At 56.1% G+C, this 22,850-nt stretch carries 16 protein-coding genes and 1 pseudogene; 8 read left to right on the forward strand and 9 right to left on the reverse strand.

Translation table 11 applies throughout. From position 1 onward, the window contains the following. Window positions 1-40: 40 nt before the first annotated feature. From gcvH to ACYZTY_RS12030, 7 genes are all read left to right on the forward strand, one after another. Window positions 41-418 (forward strand): glycine cleavage system protein GcvH, encoded by a 378-nt coding sequence (gcvH, locus tag ACYZTY_RS12000; RefSeq protein WP_461958656.1) that lies wholly within the window; start codon window positions 41-43, stop codon window positions 416-418. Window positions 419-431: 13 nt separating this feature from the next. After that, window positions 432-3,302: an aminomethyl-transferring glycine dehydrogenase gene (gene gcvP, locus ACYZTY_RS12005; protein WP_461958657.1), complete on the forward strand. Its 2,871-nt coding sequence runs from the start codon at window positions 432-434 to the stop codon at window positions 3,300-3,302. Window positions 3,303-3,374: 72 nt separating this feature from the next. After that, window positions 3,375-4,628, forward strand: a complete 1,254-nt coding sequence (gene glyA / locus ACYZTY_RS12010; protein WP_461958658.1) for a serine hydroxymethyltransferase — start codon at window positions 3,375-3,377, stop codon at window positions 4,626-4,628. Between the two features lie 31 nt (window positions 4,629-4,659). After that, complete coding sequence (locus tag ACYZTY_RS12015; RefSeq protein ID WP_461958659.1) at window positions 4,660-6,036, forward strand: L-serine ammonia-lyase; 1,377 nt, start codon at window positions 4,660-4,662, stop codon at window positions 6,034-6,036. A 30-nt stretch (window positions 6,037-6,066) separates the two neighbouring features. Then, window positions 6,067-7,188 carry a glycine cleavage system aminomethyltransferase GcvT gene (gcvT, locus tag ACYZTY_RS12020; protein ID WP_461958660.1) on the forward strand — a complete coding sequence of 374 codons (1,122 nt, stop codon included), beginning with the start codon at window positions 6,067-6,069 and terminating at the stop codon, window positions 7,186-7,188. 46 nt (window positions 7,189-7,234) lie between these two features. After that, window positions 7,235-8,212, forward strand: coding sequence for a lipoyl synthase (gene lipA / locus ACYZTY_RS12025; protein WP_461958661.1), 978 nt, complete (start codon window positions 7,235-7,237; stop codon window positions 8,210-8,212). 291 nt (window positions 8,213-8,503) lie between these two features. Next, a complete protein-coding gene (locus ACYZTY_RS12030) occupies window positions 8,504-10,183 on the forward strand; it encodes a BCCT family transporter (RefSeq protein WP_461958662.1) in 1,680 nt (559 codons plus the stop codon). A 471-nt stretch (window positions 10,184-10,654) separates the two neighbouring features. Here the strand turns inward: ACYZTY_RS12030 and ACYZTY_RS12035 are convergent, their stop codons facing one another. The 9 genes and pseudogenes from ACYZTY_RS12035 to ACYZTY_RS12075 all read right to left on the reverse strand — a co-directional run bounded on the left by ACYZTY_RS12035 (window position 10,655) and on the right by ACYZTY_RS12075 (window position 22,019). Beyond that, the gene (locus ACYZTY_RS12035; protein WP_461958663.1) at window positions 10,655-10,906 is read right to left on the reverse strand and encodes a hypothetical protein; all 252 of its coding nucleotides are present in this window, start codon (window positions 10,904-10,906) and stop codon (window positions 10,655-10,657) included. A gap of 125 nt (window positions 10,907-11,031) precedes the next feature. After that, window positions 11,032-11,556 carry a DedA family protein gene (locus ACYZTY_RS12040; protein ID WP_461958664.1) on the reverse strand — a complete coding sequence of 175 codons (525 nt, stop codon included), beginning with the start codon at window positions 11,554-11,556 and terminating at the stop codon, window positions 11,032-11,034. Between the two features lie 3 nt (window positions 11,557-11,559). Beyond that, on the reverse strand, window positions 11,560-13,005 hold the full coding sequence (locus ACYZTY_RS12045; protein WP_461958665.1) for an MFS transporter: 1,446 nt from the start codon (window positions 13,003-13,005) through the stop codon (window positions 11,560-11,562). Between the two features lie 561 nt (window positions 13,006-13,566). Beyond that, a complete protein-coding gene (locus ACYZTY_RS12050; protein ID WP_461958666.1) occupies window positions 13,567-15,099 on the reverse strand; it encodes a class I adenylate-forming enzyme family protein in 1,533 nt (510 codons plus the stop codon). Next, window positions 15,099-15,884, reverse strand: coding sequence for a class I SAM-dependent methyltransferase (locus ACYZTY_RS12055; RefSeq protein ID WP_461959303.1), 786 nt, complete (start codon window positions 15,882-15,884; stop codon window positions 15,099-15,101). Before ACYZTY_RS12055 ends, ACYZTY_RS12050 begins: the two co-directional genes overlap by 1 nt. A 132-nt stretch (window positions 15,885-16,016) precedes the next feature. Then, a complete protein-coding gene (locus tag ACYZTY_RS12060; protein WP_461958667.1) occupies window positions 16,017-16,178 on the reverse strand; it encodes a hypothetical protein in 162 nt (53 codons plus the stop codon). A gap of 449 nt (window positions 16,179-16,627) precedes the next feature. Next, window positions 16,628-17,092, reverse strand: a complete 465-nt coding sequence (locus ACYZTY_RS12065) for a hypothetical protein (protein WP_461959429.1) — start codon at window positions 17,090-17,092, stop codon at window positions 16,628-16,630. Window positions 17,093-17,389: 297 nt separating this feature from the next. Further along, window positions 17,390-17,656: pseudogene (locus ACYZTY_RS12070) on the reverse strand (methyl-accepting chemotaxis protein); the annotation flags it as partial. A gap of 1,159 nt (window positions 17,657-18,815) precedes the next feature. Beyond that, entirely contained in the window at window positions 18,816-22,019 is a 3,204-nt protein-coding gene (locus ACYZTY_RS12075) for a hypothetical protein (RefSeq protein WP_461958668.1), read from the reverse strand. Between the two features lie 651 nt (window positions 22,020-22,670). Here ACYZTY_RS12075 and ACYZTY_RS12080 point away from each other — a divergent pair. Further along, a complete protein-coding gene (locus ACYZTY_RS12080) occupies window positions 22,671-22,832 on the forward strand; it encodes a hypothetical protein (protein WP_461958669.1) in 162 nt (53 codons plus the stop codon). Window positions 22,833-22,850: the final 18 nt, after the last annotated feature.

A 22,850-nucleotide genomic window follows, 5' to 3' on the forward strand; every position in this document is an offset into this window, starting at 1 on the left:
CCGACTATCCGCTGGCACATTGACAACAAGAGGAAAATCCATGAGTACGCTGCGTTTCACTCCCGAGCATGAATGGTTACGTCTGGAAGAGTCCGGCGAGTTGACCGTGGGTATCACCACTTTTGCCCAAGAGGCATTGGGGGATGTGGTTTTTGTGCAATTGCCAGACCTGGGGCAGTTCGCGGAAGGACATGAGGTGGCAGTGCTGGAGTCGGTGAAAGCCGCGAGCAATATCAGCATGCCGTTGACGGGGGAAGTAGTAGCAGTCAATCAGGCGCTGTCTGATGACCCCGAGCTGGTGAACGCCTCGCCAATGAATGATGGCTGGTTCTTCCGAATCCGCATCGACAACCTGGAGGCCCTCGACGATCTGCTGGATCAGGAAGGCTACGACCGTTTCGTCGCCGAAAACGCCTGAGCCGGAGGTCGAGATGAACAAGCCACAGATCCTGCTGGGCACGGACAATGAGTTCATAGCCCGCCACATCGGCCCTCGCGACGAAGACATCAGCGCCATGTTGACGCTAACCGGCCATGACTCGCTTGAAGCACTGATCGACAGTGTCGTGCCACAGAGCATCAAGGGCACCAGCGTGCTGGAGTTGTCGGCAGGGCAGGGCGAAGCCGAGGCACTCGCCGCGATCAAAGCCATTGCCGGAAAAAACCAGTTGTTGCGCAACTACATTGGCCAGGGTTATCACCCATGCCATACGCCAACGCCGATCCTGCGCAACCTGCTGGAGAACCCGGCGTGGTACACCGCATACACGCCGTATCAACCGGAAATTTCCCAGGGCCGACTGGAAGCGCTGCTAAATTTCCAGACCTTGATCAGCGACCTGACCGGCATGGAGATCGCCAACGCATCGTTGCTCGATGAAGCGACAGCGGCGGCGGAAGCCATGACCTTCTGCAAGCGTCTGGCGAAAAACAAAGCCCCGGCGTTTTTTGTCTCGCGTCACTGCCACCCGCAAACCCTCGACGTGCTGCGCACCCGCGCGGAACCGTTGAACATCGAGGTGGTGATCGGTGATGAAGCGGAGCTTGAGCAAGAAGGGCTCGATGGCTATTTCGGCCTGCTGCTGCAATACCCGGCCAGTACCGGCGACATTGCCGATCACCGTTCGCTGGTACAAAGCGCCCACGAGGTCGGCGCGTTGGTTGCGGTCGCGGCTGATCTGCTGGCACTGACCCTGCTGATACCTCCGGGTGAATTCGGCGCCGACGTGGTGCTGGGCAGCGCGCAACGCTTTGGCGTGCCGCTGGGTTTTGGCGGACCGCACGCGGCTTACTTTGCGACACGCGACGGCTTCAAGCGGGACATGCCGGGGCGGCTGGTCGGGGTTTCCATCGACCGTCATGGCAACCCGGCCCTGCGCCTGGCGATGCAAACCCGCGAGCAACACATTCGTCGCGAAAAAGCCACGAGCAACATCTGCACCGCGCAAGTGCTGCTGGCCAATATCGCCAGCATGTACGCGGTCTACCATGGTCCCAAGGGCCTAGCCGACATCGCGCGACGGGTGCACCGCTTGACATCGATCCTGGCCCAGGGCCTGCAACAACTCGGGCATCAGGTCGAGCAATACCATTTCTTCGACACCATCAGCGTGGTGCCCGTGATCCCGGTGCAAGCCTTGCACGACGCGGCCAGGTCGGCGCGGTTCAACTTGCGGGTCATCGACCAATCCCGTGTCGGCCTGTCGCTGGATGAAACCTGTGAGCAGCAAAGCGTCGAAGCGCTGTGGGCGGTGTTTGCAAGCGAGGGGCAGCCACTGCCGGACTTCGCCGCACTGGCCAACACCACGGGTGACTGCCTGCCGTTGCCGCTGTTGCGCGAGTCAGCGATTCTGCAACACGAGGTGTTCAATCGATATCACTCGGAAACTGAGCTGATGCGTTACCTGCGCAAACTGGCGGACAAGGACCTGGCGCTTGATCGCACCATGATTCCACTGGGCTCCTGCACCATGAAGCTCAACGCCGCCAGCGAAATGATCCCGATCACCTGGCCCGAGTTTGGCGCCTTGCATCCGTTCGCACCGGCCGAGCAAACCCAGGGTTATCAGCAACTGATCGAGGAACTGGAAGCGATGCTCTGCGCGGCGACCGGTTACGACGCCATGTCATTGCAGCCGAACGCCGGTTCCCAGGGCGAATACGCGGGGCTGCTCGCCATTCGTGCGTATCACGCCAGTCGTGGTGATTCAAATCGCGATGTTTGCCTGATTCCTTCTTCCGCCCACGGCACCAACCCGGCCACCGCACAAATGGCCGGCATGCGTGTGGTGGTGGTCGATTGCGATGTCCGGGGCAACGTCGATGTGGCAGACCTGCTGAGCAAGGCGCAACTGCATCAGGATCGTCTGGCGGCATTGATGATCACCTACCCGTCGACTCATGGTGTGTTTGAAGAGGGCATCCGGCAGATCTGCGCGATCGTGCATGACCACGGCGGCCAGGTTTATCTGGATGGCGCCAACATGAACGCCATGGTCGGACTCTGCGCGCCGGGCGAGTTTGGCTGCGATGTCTCGCACCTGAACCTGCACAAGACCTTCTGCATTCCACATGGCGGCGGCGGGCCGGGCGTGGGCCCGATTGGCGTCAAGGCACACCTGGCGCCGTTTTTGCCCGGGCATGAAACCATGGCGCGCAAACAAGGTGCTGTCTGCGCGGCTCCCTATGGCAGTGCGAGTATTCTACCGATCACCTGGATGTATATGCGCATGATGGGCGGCGAAGGCCTCAAGCGCGCGTCGCAACTGGCCATCCTCAGCGCCAACTACATCGCCCGCCGGCTGGAGGACCATTATCCGGTGCTCTACACCGGGGAAAACGGCCTGGTAGCGCACGAATGCATCCTCGATCTGCGCCCGCTGAAAGAGAGCAGTGGCATCAGCGTGGAAGACGTGGCCAAGCGGCTGATCGATTTCGGCTTCCACGCGCCGACCATGTCCTTCCCGGTGGCCGGCACGCTGATGGTCGAGCCAACAGAAAGCGAATCCCTGGAAGAACTGGACCGTTTCTGCGAAGCGATGATCTGCATTCGCGAAGAGATTCGCGCCGTGGAAAGCGGTGGCCTCGATCCGCACGACAACCCCTTGAAAAACGCGCCGCACACCGCCGCCGAACTGGTCGGTGATTGGAGCCATTGCTACAGCCGCGAATTGGCGGTTTACCCGTTGGGCGCGCTGCGCGACAGCAAATACTGGCCGCCTGTAGGTCGTGTCGACAACGTCTATGGCGACCGCAACCTGGCCTGTGCTTGCCCACCTATCTCGATTTACCAGGACGCTTGATCGGTCTGCCCGGACCCTGTCCGGGCCTTGCAAAGCGCTTTGTGTTTATCCAAACAAAAAGGAAAACCCAGCATGTTCCATAAAAGCCTGACCCTGTCCGATTTCGACCCTGCGCTGTTTGCCGCTATCCGTCGCGAAGCACAACGCCAGGAAGACCATATCGAGCTGATTGCCTCCGAGAACTACACCAGCCCGCAAGTGATGCAGGCCCAGGGCACCGAGCTGACCAACAAGTACGCCGAGGGCTATCCGGGCAAGCGCTACTACGGTGGCTGCGAACATGTCGACGTGGTCGAGCAACTGGCGATCGATCGGGCCAAGCAACTGTTCGGTGCCGGCTATGCCAACGTGCAGCCGCACTCTGGCTCCCAGGCCAACGCGGCGGTGTATTTGGCGTTGCTGCAAGCAGGCGACACTCTCCTCGGCATGAGCCTGGCCCATGGCGGTCATTTGACTCACGGAGCCAAGGTCAGTTCGTCCGGCAAGCTGTACAACGCCGTTCAATACGGCATCGATGGCAATGGCCTGATCGACTATTACGAAGTCGAGCGTCTGGCGATGGAGCACAAGCCGAAGATGATCGTCGCTGGGTTCTCTGCCTATTCGAAGACCCTCGACTTTCCGCGTTTCCGCGCAATTGCCGACAAGGTCGGGGCGTACCTGTTTGTCGACATGGCCCATGTCGCCGGTCTGGTGGCGGCCGGTCTGTACCCGAACCCGCTGCCTTATGCCGATGTGGTCACCACCACCACCCACAAGACCCTGCGCGGTCCCCGTGGCGGGCTGATTCTGGCCAAGGCCGATCCCGAGCTGGAAAAAAAGCTCAACTCGGCGGTGTTTCCGGGCGGGCAGGGCGGGCCGTTGATGCATGTGATCGCGGCCAAGGCCGTGTGCTTCAAAGAAGCCTTGGAGCCGGGCTTCAAGACGTACCAAGCGCAGGTCATCGACAACGCCCAGGCCATGGCGGCCCTCTTCAAGCAGCGCGGCTATGACGTGGTGTCCGGCGGCACCGATAACCACCTGTTCCTGGTCAGCCTGATTCGCCAGGGGATTACCGGCAAGGATGCGGACGCCGCGTTGGGTCGCGCGCGCATCACAGTGAACAAGAACGCGGTGCCCAACGATCCGCAATCGCCTTTTGTGACCTCCGGCCTGCGTATCGGCACGCCAGCGGTAACCACCCGTGGCTTCCAGGTCCTTGAGTGCAGAGCTTTGGCGACTTGGATCTGCGACATTCTGGACCATCTTGGCGATGCAGATGTCGAGGCTCATGTCGCCCGGCAAGTGGAGGGCTTGTGCGCTTTGTTCCCCGTGTATCCGGCTTGATTACGAATCAATATCCAAGGCGAAGACGAGTATGTCGTTAAGTGTTTTTGATCTGTTCAAAGTGGGCATCGGACCTTCCAGTTCGCACACTGTTGGCCCGATGAAGGCTGCCGCACGTTTCGCCGAATGGCTCAAGTTGCAAGGGATGCTGGGGCAGGTGGCAAGCGTGCAGGCCGAACTCTATGGCTCACTGGGGGCCACCGGCAAGGGGCACGGTAGCGACAAGGCGGTATTGCTGGGACTGGAAGGGCAGTCCCCGGAGTCGGTGGACACTTCGATGACGGGCATCCGGTTGGCGGCTATTCGCAGCTCTGGAACTTTGGCCCTGCTGGGTGAAAAGGTCATTCGCTTCGTCGAGAAAGAACACTTGGCGATGATCCGCAAACCGTTGCCCTACCACCCGAACGGCATGATTTTGCGAGCGTTCGATAGCGCCGGGCTGCAATTGGTCAGTCGCGAGTATTACTCGGTGGGTGGTGGTTTTGTCGTGGACGAGGAGGCGATCGGGGTCAATCGGATCGTCGAAGACCGGACCCCCTTGCGCTACCCGTTTTTGACCGGACGGGAGTTGCTGGAGCAATGCAGGCTTAACAATCTTTCGATCAGCCAGTTGATGGCGCAGAACGAAATGGCGTGGCGCAGCCCCGAGGAAACCCGCCAGGGGCTATTGCACATCTGGCAGGTCATGCAGGACTGCGTGCTTGCCGGATGCAGTAGCGAAGGTGTCTTGCCTGGCGGGCTCAAGGTTAAGCGGCGGGCTGCGCAGCTCTACCAACAGCTGAGCGCCAGCCCTGAGGCCAACCTGCGAGATAGTCTTTCAGTCCTCGACTGGGTCAACCTCTATGCCTTGGCCGTGAACGAAGAAAACGCCAGTGGCGGTCGAGTGGTGACCGCACCCACCAATGGGGCGGCCGGGATTGTACCTGCAGTGCTGCATTACTACGCCCGCTTTGTGCCGGGAGCCAACGAGGACGGGGTGCAGCGTTTCCTGCTGACTGCCGCAGCCATCGGCATTCTCTACAAGGAAAACGCTTCGATTTCCGGTGCCGAAGTCGGCTGCCAGGGCGAGGTCGGTGTCGCTTGCTCCATGGCCGCGGGGGCACTGTGTGAGGTGCTGGGCGGCACTGTGCAGCAAGTTGAAAACGCTGCCGAGATCGGCATGGAACACAACCTCGGGTTGACCTGCGATCCGATTGGCGGGTTGGTGCAAGTGCCTTGTATCGAGCGTAACGCCATGGGGTCGGTGAAGGCTATCAACGCTGCGCGCATGGCCTTGCGTGGCGACGGTCAGCACTTTGTTTCGCTCGACAAGGTGATTCGCACGATGCGCCAGACCGGTGCCGACATGAAAAGCAAATACAAGGAAACGGCCCGCGGTGGCCTCGCTGTGAACATCATCGAATGCTGACATCCATTTAATTCATTCAAGGAGTCATCCATGTCCGACAAAGAACTATTGCGAACCCCACTTCACGCTTTGCATGTGGAACTTGGTGCACGCATGGTGCCCTTCGCTGGCTACGAGATGCCGGTGCAATATCCGCTTGGAGTCATGAAAGAACATCAGCACACTCGCGAAATGGCGGGTCTGTTCGATGTATCGCATATGGGCCAGATACGTCTTTACGGTGCCGGTGCAGCCCAGGCGCTGGAGGCGCTCGTACCCGTCGATATCGTCGATCTGCCGGTGGGTATGCAACGCTATGCGCTGTTCACCAATGAGGACGGCGGAATACTCGATGACCTGATGGTGGCTAACGCCGGAGATTATTTGTTCCTGGTGGTAAACGCCGCCTGCAAGGATCAGGACCTGGCGCATTTGACCAAATACTTGCACGGACATTGCGATGTCGAATCCCTGTTCGACAGTCGCGCATTGCTCGCACTTCAAGGTCCCTGTGCTGCCGACGTACTGGCTCGCCTGGCATCGGAAGTGAAAGCCATGACGTTCATGCAGTTTGCGCGCGTGCGGTTGCTCGGCATCGATTGTTATGTCAGTCGCTCCGGCTACACCGGCGAGGACGGTTACGAAATTTCCGTGCCGGTTGAGCAAGCAAATGTCCTGGCCCGTTCTCTCCTGGCAGAACCAGAAGTGAAGGCCATCGGCCTGGGGGCCCGCGACTCGTTGCGCCTTGAAGCTGGCCTTTGCCTGTACGGCCATGACATGGAACCGCGCACGACACCGGTCGAAGCCAGCTTGACCTGGGCCATTTCCAAAGCACGCCGCGCCGATGGTGTTCGTGCCGGCGGTTTTCCGGGGGCGGAACGTGTCTTTGCTCAGCAGCGTGATGGTGTGCTCAGCAAACGGGTCGGCTTGCTGCCAAAGGAACGTACGCCAGTCCGTGAAGGCACGCAGATCATCAACGCACACCAGCAAGTGATCGGTCGAGTCACCAGTGGTGGCTTCGGTCCAAGTTTCGGCGGGCCAGTCGCGATGGGGTATGTGGAAAGTACCTATGCCGCCCTCGACACGGAAGTCTTCGCGCTAGTGCGGGGCAAGGCTGTGCCGATGCATGTCGTCAAGATGCCATTCGTGGCGCAGCGTTACTACCGTGGTTGAGCATGTGCGTGCACCTCTGCGCAGCGCCATCTTCTGGAACAGGGCAATGACAGAAATGCAAAGAGCTGATCGTCGGCCGGAATCGTTGACGACGGGAGTCAAATTGCGTGGCGCGGTGAAGGTGGCACGTATCCCGGTGAAGATCCTGCCAACCGAGGATATACCGCGCAAACCTGACTGGATTCGCGTACCGATATCAACGTCGCCCGAGGTAGCCAGGATCAAGGCGTTGTTGCGCAAGCACAAATTGCATAGCGTCTGCGAGGAAGCGTCCTGTCCTAACCTTGGCGAGTGTTTCTCTGGCGGCACCGCGACATTCATGATCATGGGCGACATCTGTACCCGGCGCTGTCCCTTCTGTGACGTGGGCCACGGTCGCCCGAAACCGCTGGATGTCGATGAGCCAAAAAATCTGGCGACGACCATTGCTGATTTGCGACTCAAGTATGTCGTGATCACCTCAGTGGATCGCGACGACCTGCGCGACGGCGGCGCAGGCCACTTCGTTGACTGCCTTCGCGAGATTCGCAAACTGACGCCGGGCGTCAAGCTCGAAACCCTGGTTCCTGATTACCGCGGACGTATGGACGTGGCTCTGGCCATCACCGAGCAGGAGCCGCCTGATGTGTTCAACCACAACCTCGAAACAGTTCCGCGGCTATACAAGGCGGCACGCCCAGGTTCGGATTTCGAGTGGTCGCTGGACCTGCTGGAAAACTTCAAAAAACGCGTGGCGAGCGTTCCCACCAAGTCGGGCTTGATGCTCGGGTTGGGTGAGACGGACGACGAAGTGATTGAAGTGATGCAGCGCATGCGTGAACACGGAATCGATATGTTGACACTGGGGCAGTATCTGCAACCTTCACGCAGCCATCTACCGGTACAGCGTTTTGTCCGCCCGGACGTCTTCGCATGGTTTGCCGAGGAAGGGCGGCGAATGGGTTTCAGCAATGTTGCGTCAGGGCCGTTGGTTCGCTCCTCCTACCATGCAGATCAACAGGTGCAGGGCAACCTGAGGTCTTGACCAGGGTAATCGGGTACACATAAGGCGACCTTTGAGGCCGCCTTTTTTTGACTGAGAGCTTACTTCGCAGACGCAGATGCAAGGATCGGCGATTGTGGATGTAAGGCCGTTTCGACCTGTTCCTATACTGGTCCGCCGCCGCTCAAAAGACCAGCTGTACCAGGATTGACCACGCTCGATCGCACTTTGGGCGGGGGCATCACTTCTGCACTTCTATGACTGTACCAGGCGGACGAAGGTCGCCAGGGAAGAGGCAAAAACAACAATATAGCCGCTATAGAAAGGTAACCCATGAAAATTTCCGTGAAAGTTAACCCGGTTCAGCCGGGTGACCAACTTCCCCGAGCCAGCAAAGATTATTTGCTGATAGTGGTCAGTGTGGTTTCGATCTTCCTCACCGTGTTTGCTTTGGCCGCCTTTCCGGCGCGCTCCGAGCAGGTCGCCAGCCAGTTGTTCACGCGTGCCACGACGCTGCTCTCAGCGCCGGTACTGGTGACCTTCCTGGCCTTTGTGATGGGCTCGCTGTTCATCATTTTCAGCAAGTACGGGAACATTCGTCTCGGCTCGGGTCAGCCCCAGTTCAAGACCGTGCCCTGGATCTTCATGTTCATTTGCGCAGGATTGAGTTCCGCTACCCTCTATTGGGGATTGGTGGAGTGGGCTTACTACTACAACACGCCGGGTTTGAATATCACGGCAGGTTCAACCGAAGCGTTGAACATGAGCATCGCGTATGCGTTCTTCCATTGGGGCTTTGGTACATGGGCGTGCTATGCGGTGGGCGGCATGGCCATGGCTTATTACTACCATGTGCGCAAGCATGACAAGCTCAGCCTTGCCGGCATCATAGAGGCTGTTACGGGATGGAAAGCCGATGGCCCGATAGGGCGCCTGGTGGATATCATTTTCCTGATTGGCACCTTCGGCGGACTCACTGTCACGATGGTGGTGACCACGCTGACATTCTCCAACGGCTTCTCAAACCTGACGGGACTGGAAAACAACTTTGCGATGCAGGCGGGAATCGTGTTGCTGATCGCCAGTATCTTCTCGCTCAGTTCATACATCGGGCTGGAGGGCGGCATGCAGCGCCTAGCGAGCATGGTGTGCTGGGGCGCATTATTTTGTGCACTGGCGGTGCTGGTGGTGGGACCGACGGGCTTTATCGTCAACAACACAGTGAATGGCGTTGGCTTGATGTTTTCCAACTTCCTGCACATGAGCCTTTTCACCGATCCGTCAGGTAGTGGTGAGTTCACACGGAATTGGACGGTGTTCTATTGGTTCTGGGCGATCTCCTACACACCTGCGGTTTCGATTTTTGTCGCACGGGTTTCTCGTGGTCGCACGTTGAAAGAGGTCTCTGCGGCGCTGTTGTTGGGGGGAAGTGCCAGTTGTTGGGTAATTTTCGGCTGCCTGAGTGGCTACGGCATCGATCAATTGATTCAGGGGCAACTCGATGTTCCAGCCATCGTTGCCAGCCAAGGTGGAGAAGTGGCCATCACTCGGTTACTGGACGGGTTTCCGATGTCCACGGTAGCGACTGCGTTCTATTTGTTTGTGATGGTGATCTTCCTGGCTTCGCACATCGACGCCTCTGCCTATACCGTAGCTGCCGCTACCACGCGTAATCTGCCTGAAGGCCGTGATCCTTCACCGTTCCTGCGACTCTTCTGGTGCGTCATGCTGGCCTTGGTGCCCTTGACCATGATCGCCAATCATATTTCGCTGAAAACCGTGAAGACCTCAGTCATCCTGACATCGATTCCATTTCTCTTCCTGCTACTGATCATGGCCTATGGGTTGGTCAAATGGATCCACGCTGATTATCGCAATCGAAGTGCACAGGACATTGAAGAAGAGTCACGTCGTCTCGGATTGAATCTTGACGGGGGGCCTGAGAACAGGATCCTCGATGGGGCATCTGCAGCGACTGCAGCGGCCTGCGAAGCGCCCACTGCAACTATTTGAAACCTGGACACTGAACGCTCGGGTCATGCTCAAGGAGGAGCACTTAAGTAGAAAACCCGGTGAGCGAGGGTTGTCAGTGGCTATGGATTGGCGGCGTGAAAACTTTCGCCCAGGTCAAGGAAAGGGCGGACTCTGTAGGGGGGCTTGTCGGTGGGGGCGGATTTCAGATCTAAATCTGAGCCATTGATGTGTTCGGGTTAATGACATACTCCCGATTGGCTATCAGAAGAATCTGGTATCGTGCCTTGGAACAGTTCCGTTTCTTGCTCTTGCTACACCCCAAGAAGAAGTCCAGCATCAAGTTCTTTCCTGCTTTAGGAATGTAATAAATCCCCTATATTTCAATCGGACGCCAGATGCGAGTCTCGTTTCCCGCTCAAAAATCTGATCCACAGATGTCCACTGGGCGCTGGGATCCACAAAATAGACGCTTAGGCGTCTTTTTTCGTTGCTGCGGGAAAACATCGGAGTTCAGGGGGTTCCAGTACGTTTAAGTACCTTTTTGAGTACTCTTTTATGGATAGACTCAAATTCGTATTGTTGCTGAATCCTCTCAGGCTGCCAGACGAGCATCGGGGGTTGACTCTCGAATAGGAGCTCATCGTGTTCAATCAGCCAATAGGCTGCTGTACGCCAGGCGCGTTTGCACATGAGCCACAGCAAGGCAACAATCGTGACCGTCACCCCAACCTTGGTGTTGCCGAGTTCTGTGATGGCGATCATCACCGCATCGCCTGGTGTTGTACGAAGATCCTGGAACTCGCGGTATATCGCGCTATCTGCAAGCAGCAGAGGGTCACCGTTTATGACGTCCTCAAGGATCCAGACTGCACCGACGAACAGGACTGTCAGGTGTCGTGGGTGCCGGCCCAGCTCCGCAACCTCTGCACTGCGACGATGAGGTAGGGTATGCCGCGACGCAGCGTCCAGCGCACGATATGCAGGACCATCCAGCCCACCGTGACAGAGCGACCCGCAGGATCGCGAGTGGTTTTGCCGCCGCACCGAGAATGCTGAAGGTTGCGCCGATGAGCACACCAGGCAGCGTATGCGACGGTGCCCAGGCGAGCGCCGACGCGATATTGACGGCAGAACCGACTGACGGCCATCCCCAGCGTGCCGGCAAGGAGCGGAACAAAGGCACGGACGCCCGGTGTGAAGCGCGCGAGAAAGACACTTTTGTCGCCACGACGGATGAAAAAGGCTTCGCTGCGCTGAATCAGTTTGGAGTGTCGGTTCAGCGGCCAGAGACCGAGAATCTCGTGATGGTACCGGTGCCCAAGCCAGAACGACAGACCATCACCCGCGATGGCGTCTGACGTCTTGTCGGTAGTGCGGGCGATAGCTGGCGATTTGAGGGAGTGGCATTGCATTTATCAGTTGACGTTAGATGTAGGTAGCGGCAGCGCGCTGGCCGCCTGCCGCATTATGGCCAGACGGATCAACCACAGCGCCAGCAGTTGGCACAACAGAATCAGCAGCGCGGCGGCGACCAAGGCCTCGGAGAGCCCGACAGCGCCGGGACGCTGGTTCTTCAAGGCGAAGAACACTCCGCCGACGCTGGCGACAAAAAACGCCGAGCTGCATTGCAGGACGGTATTGATAAGCCCGGCGCTCATGCCAGCCTGGTGGCGGTTGAGGGTGTCACTGACTACCCCGACCATGGCCGGCAAGGCGAAACCTTGTCCGGCGCCGAGCAAGACCAGAGGCAGGTACAGCAGGTCTGGGCGCCCGCCGCCTACGCACATGACCACAGTCAGCATGCTCGCGGCCTGCAGGCTCAAGCCCAGCAGAGCCCCGGGTGTGCCTTGGCGCTGACCAAGAAACGCACTGCCCAGGGCCGCAAGGAAAAAGCCCACACCGAAAGGCAGGATCCGTGCTCCCACCGCCGCCGGGCCGAGCTGGTAACCCGACTGTAGATAGTCGGCATAAATCAGAAAGAATGGCGAAATGGCATAGAAGCAGAACAGCGCCAGAAAACCGGGCAACAGCGCCGGTAGGCAAAAGATCTCGAGATCGACAAAGGGTGTGCCTCCGTTGTGCTTGAGCCGGGTCTCCCAAGTGACGAACAGTCTAAGGCTGAGGGTGCTGAGGGTCAGTGCTAGCCACGACCACCAGGGCCAACCTCGGGGCGCGGCCTCGATCAGGCAGGCCAGCAGCGGTAGCAGGAACCCGGCGAACAGCGCGCAGCCGCGGATGTCCAGAAACTTCGACTGCTGTCGTGCGGATTCGTTGAGCAGGCGCGCCGCGACCAACAGGCAGAGCAAGACGATCGGTAAATTGATCAGGAACAAGCTGCGCCAGCCCAGTCCGCCGATGTTGGCGGCAATCAGCAGGCCCCCCACGCCTTGACCCACCAGACAGGCCAGGCCGAAAATCGAGGCATACAGCGAGAGCGCAAGCGCCTTGTCCTTACCGTTGAAATTGGCATGGATCAGGGCCAGGGACTGGGGGGCCATGATGGCGGCGAACAGGCCCTGTACGAAGCGCCCAAGGACCAGCGCCAGATCGCTTCCGGCCGTGCCGCAGGCCACCGAGGCAGCGGCAAAGCCGAGCATGCCAAGGATGAAAATCCGCCGCGGTCCGTACCTGTCCCCCAAGCGCCCGCCGAGGATCAGGAATAGTGCAAAGGCTGCGGCATAGATCGATACTGAAGTCTGCATCAGGCCATCGCTGGCCCGCAGGTCGGCCTTGATAAAGGGCAGGGCGATATTGACGATGAAGTAGTCCAAGGGCGGCAGGAACGAACCCACCAGAAGGATTGACAGGCACAGCCAGCGCTTTGCGCGGGCCAGGGCCACGGCAGGCTTCTGCGTTTGCATTGGAGCAGCTGTCATAGGTCAGTTTCCCGTTTTTTTGCGCCCAGTTCCGTTAGGGGCTGAGCCAGTAGGCTTGGGTGGGTGGGCACACAGGCGCTGCTCGACCTCGGTAGGTAAGATCCGGTCCTCTAGGCCGAATCAGTCGACGTTGCCCAGAGTGATTGTCGGTCCTGGGCGTTCACGCTGCCACGTCATGAGCAGGGATCGGAGGGCGGTGGGCAAGTGCTCAAGCAGCGAGCTGTTGTCTAAGGGCAGGAAGGCGTCGAGGAAACTCACCGCTCGCACTCGAGAGGAAAGTTCGGCCGATGCTGCTGCCACCTCACCGCCGTAGCTCTAGCCCACCAGCACCATCATGGTGGTTGTCCGTCACCGTCGCGACAGAGGCCTACCTCAGCGTCGACCGAGTCTTGGCGGTCGGCGACCCCTGCTAGGGTTGGGGTCAGCACCCGATGGCCCAGATCCTGCATCAGGCCGACAACATCCCGCCAGCCCCAGCCTCTGAACCCGGCGCCAGGTATAAGGACAAAATCCAGAGTTGGTGTTTCTGTCCCACCGGTTGTGCGCTCAAACGGCATGGATAAAACGCTCCGTATTGCCCCACCAAGTGGCGCGAATGGCCCGGCGCTGAATCTTTCCCACGGCGCTGCGGGGCAGAGGTTCGTGCTGCAGGACGATGTGTTTCGGCGTTTTGAACTCGCCTAGGGCTTGGCGGCACAGGTCGAGCAAGGCCTGTGCCTCGGTATTGGCTCCCTGACGCAGGACGCAGATTGCCTGCAAGGCTTCGCCGCTGCTTTCGTCGGGAACCCCGAACGCTACGGCCTCTACCACTTGCGGATGGCCCATCAAGACGTTCTCGACCTCAATCGGGTAGATGTTCATCCCGGTGCTGACGACCATTTCTTCCTTGCGATCCAGCAGGTAGAGGTAGTGCTGCTGATCGACGCGCCCGAGATCGCCGGTCAGCAGCCAACCCTGATTGAACTTGTCCGCGGTTTTCTGTGGATTGTTCCAATACCCTGGCATCACACCCTGGCCGCGAATGGCAATCTCCCCGACTTGGCCGGGCGGCAGCGCTTGGCAGGCGTCATCCAGTACGCAGATCTGCACGTCGTGGCGAGGCCGGCCACAGGACAGCAGGCGGCCATCACCGAGGGGCAGCTCATCCAGGTTCAAGGGCGGCATCACACTGATTATACCGGCCTCGACCTGACCATAATATTGATACAGAACTTGGCCGAAACACTGATGCAAACGACGGATAGTGGATTCAGCGAGGGGCGAGCCGCCGGTGATCAAGGCCTTGAGCCAGTTTTGGGGCGGCTCTGCGGCAGCCAGGCGAGTCAACACGTTAAGGTCGGCGGGTCCGATAAAGCTGTGGGTGACCCGATGTTCGGTGAGACAGCGCAGGCAGTCGGCGGCATCGAAAGCGGGCCTGACCAAGGTGCAGGCCCCGGCGACCCAGGTGGGCAGCAACAGGTAACCGGCCCCGTGGGACAGCGGGCTGACCTGCAGGAAAACATCCCCGGGATGCAGCGGTGGCAAACCATATGACCACTCGTAAATTGAGTAGAGCCACGTTCTGTGGCTGATAGGCACGCCCTTGGGCACACCGGTGGTACCACCACTGTGGCGGATGATGAACAGGTCCTCCTCGGCGACATTGATGTTCGGGTCGCTGTCGTCTGCTGAGGCGAGCCAAGCCTCATAGCCGGCACCATAGGTCAGCAGCCGCAGGTTGTGGTTTTGCCGATGCATTTCCTTGGCAGTATCAGCGTGGGCTGGTGAGACGATCAGCACTTGGCAGTGGGTGTGTTCGACAATATTTTTCTGGATGGCCAGGGCGCTACCGGCATACAGCGGCACCCGGACAAATCCAGCAATGGCCAGCCCCACCACCACATCCAGGGATTCGACGCTGTTGTCTTCCAACACCGCCACTCGGGTTCCGGGCTCGATGCCCCAGGCCAGCAGGCCGTTGGCCAAGCGGCAGGCACGCGTCCATACCTGCTGATAGCTGTGGCTGCGTTGCCCATCGCTGACCGCCGGGCGCTCGCTGAAAGTCTGTACCGCCTGAAGTAGGACGTCCTTGACGTTCATTAGGCACGGTCCTGGTGTGGGGGTTTGGTCCCCGCAAGGACAAACAGCTGCCACTGGAAATCCAGGCGTTCCTCGTTCTCGGGCCACACTGCGGCCAACCGCGCGGCCAGTTCGAGGCAAGGGTCGATGCCGTGCTGATCGATGTAAAGCTGAGTCGCGGACCAGGTCCTGGTGTAGTTGACGTAGTCCTTTAGGCTCCAATGGCGCTGGATATGCATTTCTGGGGTTGGAAGTCGCGGGTAAGGGAATGGCAGATCCTTGAGCCCAGCGAACAAGATCTCGGTCTGGACTGGCCAGAAGTCCTTGAGCACCCCGAACTGGAAGTCATTGATCACCTGGTCTAAGGCAGGGGTCAGCGGCTCGTTGAAGGCGTAGCCGACGATTAGGAGCAATCCCTGACTGACCAAGCAGTGGTCGACCAAGGCGTAAAAGCTTGAGGTGTCTATCCAATGGATAGCCTGGGCCACGCAGACCGCGTCAAACTGCTGGTGAGCGAAACGGGCGTCTTCAGCCGCCAGCACCTGAAAACTGATATTGGCCACCCTAGGCGCGTGATTGATTTGCGATGCGTTGATGTCGGTGGCGGTGACATGGTTGAAGGTCGTCGCCAAATTGATGGCGGCCTGGCCGTTGCCGGTTGCGCAGTCCCACACCTGCTTCGTGTCGGGGCTGTGCCTCTGGATGAACTCATAAAGCTCGACAGGGTAGTCGAAACGAAAGGCTGCATAGTGATGAGATTGTTTGGAAAACAACGTATCAGTTTCTTTTATATTTTTTTTGGCCATGTTCACTATCACTTCTCCTTGTAAAAATATTGCGTAGCGGGGCAGAGGTTTAAACCTTTTTCGCCTCTACACCACTAACATCCGTATCAACAGTGAATCCCTCAAGAAAAAAGATTCGATCTAGAGTTCTAATTAGGCGTGAGTCACGCAGGGAAAGTCTGCAATGGAATACAGAGACATTGCCTGATAGGCACGCAGCTTTGAGTTGTAACAAGCTACGGCATTGAGCACTTGCTCAGCGGTAATCGATGAAGCATTACGTGTTTTTCCATCAGCGTCGGCTTTGTTGGCCATATCAATGGCCTCTTTTGACGATGACCTCTACGGCGATTTCAGTCATCGCCTCAAAGCGGTCGGACTTCTTGGAAAAGCTCGATAGCAAGTTTACGGATGATCTGAAACGCACTAGACCCTGTACAAAAAATCGGCAAGCGAAGGTTAGGCAGGATAAAAACAGGAAAGGAACGGTCGAAGTCGCGCACAAGCCTGTTTTTAACGGAGCATCACCGATGCGCAACCACTTTTCGTACAAAGCCTAGTTTTTCAGCCTCGGAGACGCCGACATTGCTGCCAGCGCTTAAAAGTTACGATGCCATACGATGGATTTATACATACTGTTTTTTTTTGTGAAAATTTCAAATCGCCGGAGTTTTCCAAGTGCTCGCTAAACAACGATGTTTCCTTGGATTCTAATTTTGAATACTCCCGAACTTGTTTGCCTGTGGTATAGCGTGGCTCTGGTTTTAGTTACTCGGGCGCTGCTTGCTCGAATCCAGCTCGGCTTTTTTACCTGTGGAGATTTCGGTGATTTCCGCAGATTTGGCGATCGCCATGTCAAAAGTGTCCTGCATTTTGGCGGTAGCTTCTGTCGCAGTGCCCTTCAAACCTCCATTAGCTGCCCAATCAAAGTTCCAGACGCCAGAAAGGTTGTCAGCACCTGCCACATCCTGTGTTTCGATGGCAGTAAATACATCGGGGTGACGCTGCATGTATTTCGCAGCATCGGAAACCTTGCTGGGAACGTTCCCCGAAGAGTTATTGGCGAGTTGAGAAAGCTCTTTCCCGGAAATGGCCGACTTTCCATTCTGTCGCATATAATCGGCAACGATTTTGCTCGACTTGGCAATGTTCAGTTTATCGTCGAACACAGAATACGAGGTTTTTTGAGTAATTGACCCACCATTAGCGGGTGATACAGTAGTAGACATCGGCGCTGCTCCGTCAGTGGAATGAATGAGATCGTCGCACTGACGATACCCCTTCGAAGAAGGTAGCATGGGCAAATAGCCGTCTCGCAGCGACCTCACAACAATTCACAAAGTCGGTGAAATTTCACAGAGATTCACGCCTGAAGAGCTGCTGGACCGAACATATTCTTCAAGAGATCACGCTATTCGACAGTGGTGTGTTTGCCAAGCGATGGTACAGATGCTGACGCCTGGCCACAAAAAGACTCATCGCGTTACGTCTGGGCCTACGCCAGCAGCCAGTTCTCAGATTCGCTAGGCCAGGTTTCGAGTCTCATGGGCAACCGCTGCAAAGCCACGACCAGCATCGCCAGCGCGAGCGGCGTTGATTGCGGCATTCAGTGCAATCAGTTTGGTCTGATCCGCTATTGGTTTGATCACATCAAGAACGCCACCTATATGTTCACTTTCCTGTTTGAGGCGCGTCATGGCAGTCGCATATTTAGAGACGTCATCTGCAAGACGCTTTATCTCAATGATTGTCTGCTTGGCCATTCCTTCGCCTGCCTGCGCCTGCATATCTGCGCTTGAGGCTGCATTCGCCGCATCTTCAAAATTACGAGCCTACTCAATAGTAGAGGCCTACATCCCATTAATGGCCGTCGCTACCTGAACAATCTCTAACCTTTGGTTTTCGACGCCGATACGGGTCTAATCCGTGGCGGTCGAGAGTTTTTCCGCAACCGCAGAAATTACAGTCGATGAACCATCAACTTGACGGATAACGAGCCTTAACTTGATTGTATTTCGCGCAGTGAAAACAGAACGCTGCCGTGGGTTGCGGATTTAACTATCGTGGATATGACGTGTGTCGCCGGAGGCGACTCACAGCGCAATGCTGGAAAACACCGTCGAGTGGCGATACGACCCGGTGCTGGGCGGCAAGTAGTAGGTCCGCAGCTATTTCTGTACGGTTGCTTAGCCATACGGGTGTAAACGCTAAGCGCAATTGCCGATTCGCTGCCATATCATTAGGAACTGCCAAGCAATGTGTGATGTCCGGTTGCCTAATGAAAAAGACGATTACCGGAGCTGGTTATGCAGTCCTGGAGCGAGCATGAGATGTTGGCATGCCGTTGAGTTCATTGTTATTGCAACTGAATGCACACGTCGGGGGGGGCTGTTGGTGCAGTGTGCCAGGCTTTATACGCAGAGGCTGGGGACTCAATAGGGGGAGGGCTGGCCTTTCGGTATCGCTGATACCAGCGAAGAAATTCCAAGGTGGTGGAGCGTTAGCGTCGGAAACTGGCGCGAAACTTTTTTGGCAATATTGGCTCACCATACACAACTTGACGGCGGGGCAGATGCCTTGAAACCTGCCACGGCGATTTTTACTGTATCAGTAATCAACTTTCAGGTTTTCGATGGCTGAACAATAGATGAAGTGAACGGCCGACTAGCTAAGTAAAAAACCTGATTTATCAAGCGGCTTTAGAGGCCGATTTGGTTTTCAGGATTGCTTGACGCGCTCTCATCATGGTGCGGGGCTACATCATTACAGGCGCCTTATAGGTTCAGTAGGCCAATCACTTCAGCCGTTAATCAATATTGCAAAATGCAGGTGCCCATAGATTTCATTAGACCACTCCAAGCGCCGGATAATCCTCGCTCTTGGAGTGGTACTTTTTAGCGGCCGTTGCTCGCTTTTTTATCCAGCCTGATAGCCGGTCGGCGACTTTCTAGGTCAGGCATTCTCCTTTTTACCGGCCTCCCTGTCCGTGTTTTCCCAAGGGCGCCACTTATCTGTTTTTATAACCTGCCCCTGGCCGCCAGTACTAGCGGTCTTTCCATCTAAAGCCTGTTCCCAGAGGTTGTTGTTGTCGGGGTCACTATCTTTGTGAAGATAGGGAGCAAGCCGTGCAAGTGAGCTGCCTTTTTTGTCCTCGGTTTCCTGGAAGTGTTTCCATTCGTCCGACTGAAACTCGAACATCGATTTGTCTTCAGGTGCTTCCCGACCGCCATACATATAAGTGGCATAACGTGCATATTCCAGCTTGTCGCCCCAGTCGTCCTTGGTCACGCCAGCGCTGGCGAGGTCCTTGAAAAACTGTCCTTGTGAGTCTGTCAGTTTTTGCAACTTGGCATGCTCGACAGCTTCGGCAATCAAGGTGCCGGCAATACCGAATACAACCCCCGCCACGGCGAAAACGGGGCCCGTAACGCGAGCGCCAATGGCTAGGCCGCGCACGACCGTTGCAGCCAGGTCACCCGCTAGTTTCCCTGCGAGGTGAGCGCCTTGGGGCGCAAACATCGAGATAGTATTGGCAATTGCCATGCCGGTTCCGGAGATGCCACCGGCGAGCCCTATGCCAGCGTCGGCTTTCTCCAGCGCTGTCTTGGCCTTTTTGAGTTTACGGGCGCCGGAGACGATGTCCATGACCCCGCCGGTCAAGTCCAATCCGGAACCGCCCATGAAGCGCAGGAAAGAACGTCCGGCTGCCATGGCAGAGTTGGGTTTTTTAACATCGGTGCCGCCTCCCGGGATATCTTTGATACCCATTGTTTCGCCAAGGGATTTGACGGCTTTATCATAATCCTTGACCTCAGAAGGCGATAGGTTAGCCACATTGATATTCTCGAGAGTCTCGGAGGACTTCTGAACGCGGGTGCTGATTGCGTCGGCGAGTGCGTCTGACTTTGCTGATTTTTCCTTTCCCCAAATATCGGGAAAGTTTTCGTCAAGTAGGCCAAGCCACTGAGTGGCATTGATTTTTGGCTGCCGTTTGCCATCAACGTCCGCAGCTGGATCATATGAATGTTTGCCGCCAAGGGTTTCTACTATCTCTGAACCGAACTTGAGGAAGTCGTTGGTGTTACTCAAGCCGCCTACCAGGTCTCGCGCGGCGGCCACTTTCTGGTCATCCGTCAAACCCTTGCCACCATTGGCGAGTTGCATGGCACCATTGACCAGATTCATTGTGCCCGCCATTGCACCTAGCGACCCGCTGGAACTGGCTGAATGCAGTACTTTCTTGAAGGAGCCGGCTGTTTCCTCTCGATTGCTCTTAAGACCCTTGAGTTGTGTGTCGACTATCTTGTCGATTGCCTTGGGATCACCACTTGCAGAAGCGAGCCGGATGGCGGCTGCGATCTTACTGTTCTCTCCTGGTGTCAAACCTTTGATATGGCCGTCGAGAATATCGACCTCGTCCTTCATCTTTTTGTACATGTCATAAGTTTTATCACCCTTGTCGAGACCGCCAAGAGCCCCGTTGATACCACCTTTGAGTATTGTGAATGTCGAACGCAGCCCACTCTCGGCATTTTCTGGGGACACCTTATCTGGATGTTCCATGTAGGTATTGAGTTGGTGCGTCATCATATTTTGGTCGAAGGTCTGACGTCGGGCTTTGAAACTGTCCGGTTCAAGGATTCGTAGAGACTCGAAATAGCGGTCTACGTCCAGTTCAGCCATTTCTGACTTTTTAGGATCACCTGAGTCATTCATTGCGATAACATAATCTTCAAATTTGAGATTGGCTTCCTTGCTGCCTTCCTTCTTGAAGAGTGCAGTTGAGACCTGTTCGCGAACTTCATCGAGTCTATCTTTTGACAAATTGCTGACGCTACTTTGGAGTTCCTTGTCGTAACGCTCTTTAATTTCGTCTTTCTCCATCAACTCGGAAATTTGTTTGGCCAGCTTTTTCTCGTCAACGATTTCCTTGACGTCTTCGCCGTTCAGTTTGGTAGGGCTCTTAGCAGTTTCACGATAGGTGCCGCCGCCCAGATTGATGCCTTCCGCATAGCCATAAAGTTCGTAGCCATTGTCAAGCGCGGCTTGTGCATCCATCAGTTTGATGATTTTCGCTTCATCGGAATTTTTTGAAAGCTTTCCGCTTTTGATGTCGTCCTTGATTTCCTTGACGAAGTTCTCGGCCGTTTGGCCGCCGATGGTCTTGTCGTTGGGTAACTCCATTTCCATGAGTGCTTCTGCGCCGAAGGAAGGGATATCGTACTTTTCGCGCAGCGCCTGCACATCTTTCGGCTCATCGGCAGGCGCTGCTTTATCCGAATATGTTTTGGGTGTCGCTTGAATGAGGTGGCCCTTTAGGCTTGAATAGCCGTATTTGCCAAAATCCTGGAGACGACCGGCCTCGGTGCCGTGCCTAGCTTCTTTATCGTGGGTAAAACCTTCAATGCTGTCGTTGTCTCTATTCTTTGCATCGGAACCAGTTATTTGCTTGCCGTTCTCATCCACGGTAATGACATGTTCCAGAACTTTGGACGCCCGGTAGGCGGCATCGGCGTTGGTGTCGAAATCACCGACTTGCTTTTTGAGGTTATCCTTGACGTCGCTTTGATTGCCTAGATAGCGAAGAAGTGGGTTGTCTTCGATAATCTCCTTGGCAGAGCGAGTATCACCTTCAGGACGCTTTTGATTTTCGCCTAGATCCAGTTTAACGACCTTGCCCTTCAGGCTCGAATAGCCGTATTTGCCGAAATCCTGCAGGCGGCCTGCCTCGGTGCCGTGGCTAGCATCACCTTTGGAAAACCCATCGATTTTGCCGTTGCCGGCATCTTTATCTATCTTGCTGCGGGCGAGCTTGCCGTCTTCATTGATGTACTCGACGTGCTCAAGAACCTGGGACGCCCGGTAGGCTGCATCTGCGTCGGTTTCGAAATCACCGACTTGCTTCTTGAGGTTGTCCTTGACGTCGTTTTGATTGCCGAGGTTTGCAAGCAGGGGGGTGTCCTTAATGATTTGTTTCGCCGAACGCTTATCTCCTTCCGGGCGCTTTTGTCCTTTGCCCAATTCATCAGTTGAAGGTTTTTTCAATGAGGTTGTGGAAACTCTATTGACTTCCTTCTCCCAGGCAGTCGTTGTGACGGTGTTTTTGTTGGCGCCTGCGGCGTCTTTGGAAGAAGGAGTTGCTATCTTAGCTGTCATCGTAACTCTCCAAAGGGATAGAGATTTCAATCAACCTAACGTTATCTTTCTGAAAGACAATTCGGAAAGGATTTCATGTCATGCGTTATTTTCAATCTGATCCGGTTAGGGTTCTGAGTTGGATTGCTTATTTCTTTGAGCGGGCGAAGCTGTTTCGGTCGTGTAGTTGAAGACACAAGCTCACTTATTGTTCCTGGTGCAATTTTTTTTCATTAAGCCGTTTTATGAGCTCACAATTTTATTGAAAGGTGGCGTCAGACGTTATCAGCCGGCCGGTCAAAAAAAAATGCCATCTGGTATCAATATCTCGATATTTCACAATAATTCACATGTTAGTAATGCGCAGTCACTTGCTTTTGTATGGGCGGGGTGCGAAATGCGGGGGTTTTTCTGTGCGTGAAGTTTCGATGCTATCCGAAAAGGGACACCATCATTTTTACTGAGATCGCATTTGTTACGTTGAGCGTGCCCTGATGTGGATTCACAAGTTTTCACAGCAAATTTAAAACGTCCCTGCTTAGTATTGAGCTGTGCAAGGCAACTACCTCGGCGAGGAATTCCTAAGCCATTTGCTTGTGCAGTTCTCCGCGCATGCGGCGTATGTATTTACTATACCCAAACGAAGTCATTATCCCAGCAAGGAGTTTCAATATGAGTGGTGTTCCTGCAGTAAAATCCGGCGGCGCAGACGCGGCTATCCAAAAAATGGAAGCAACCTTCAATATGGCAATCGAGAAGTCGGCAAAAATCACCGAATTATCGACTGCCAAAAAAGCTGAGCTCGATGCGACCAAGCAGCGGCCTCAGAACTGATGCTCTTATGCGGGTGGC

Source organism: Pseudomonas sp. LB1P83 (assembly GCF_054897885.1).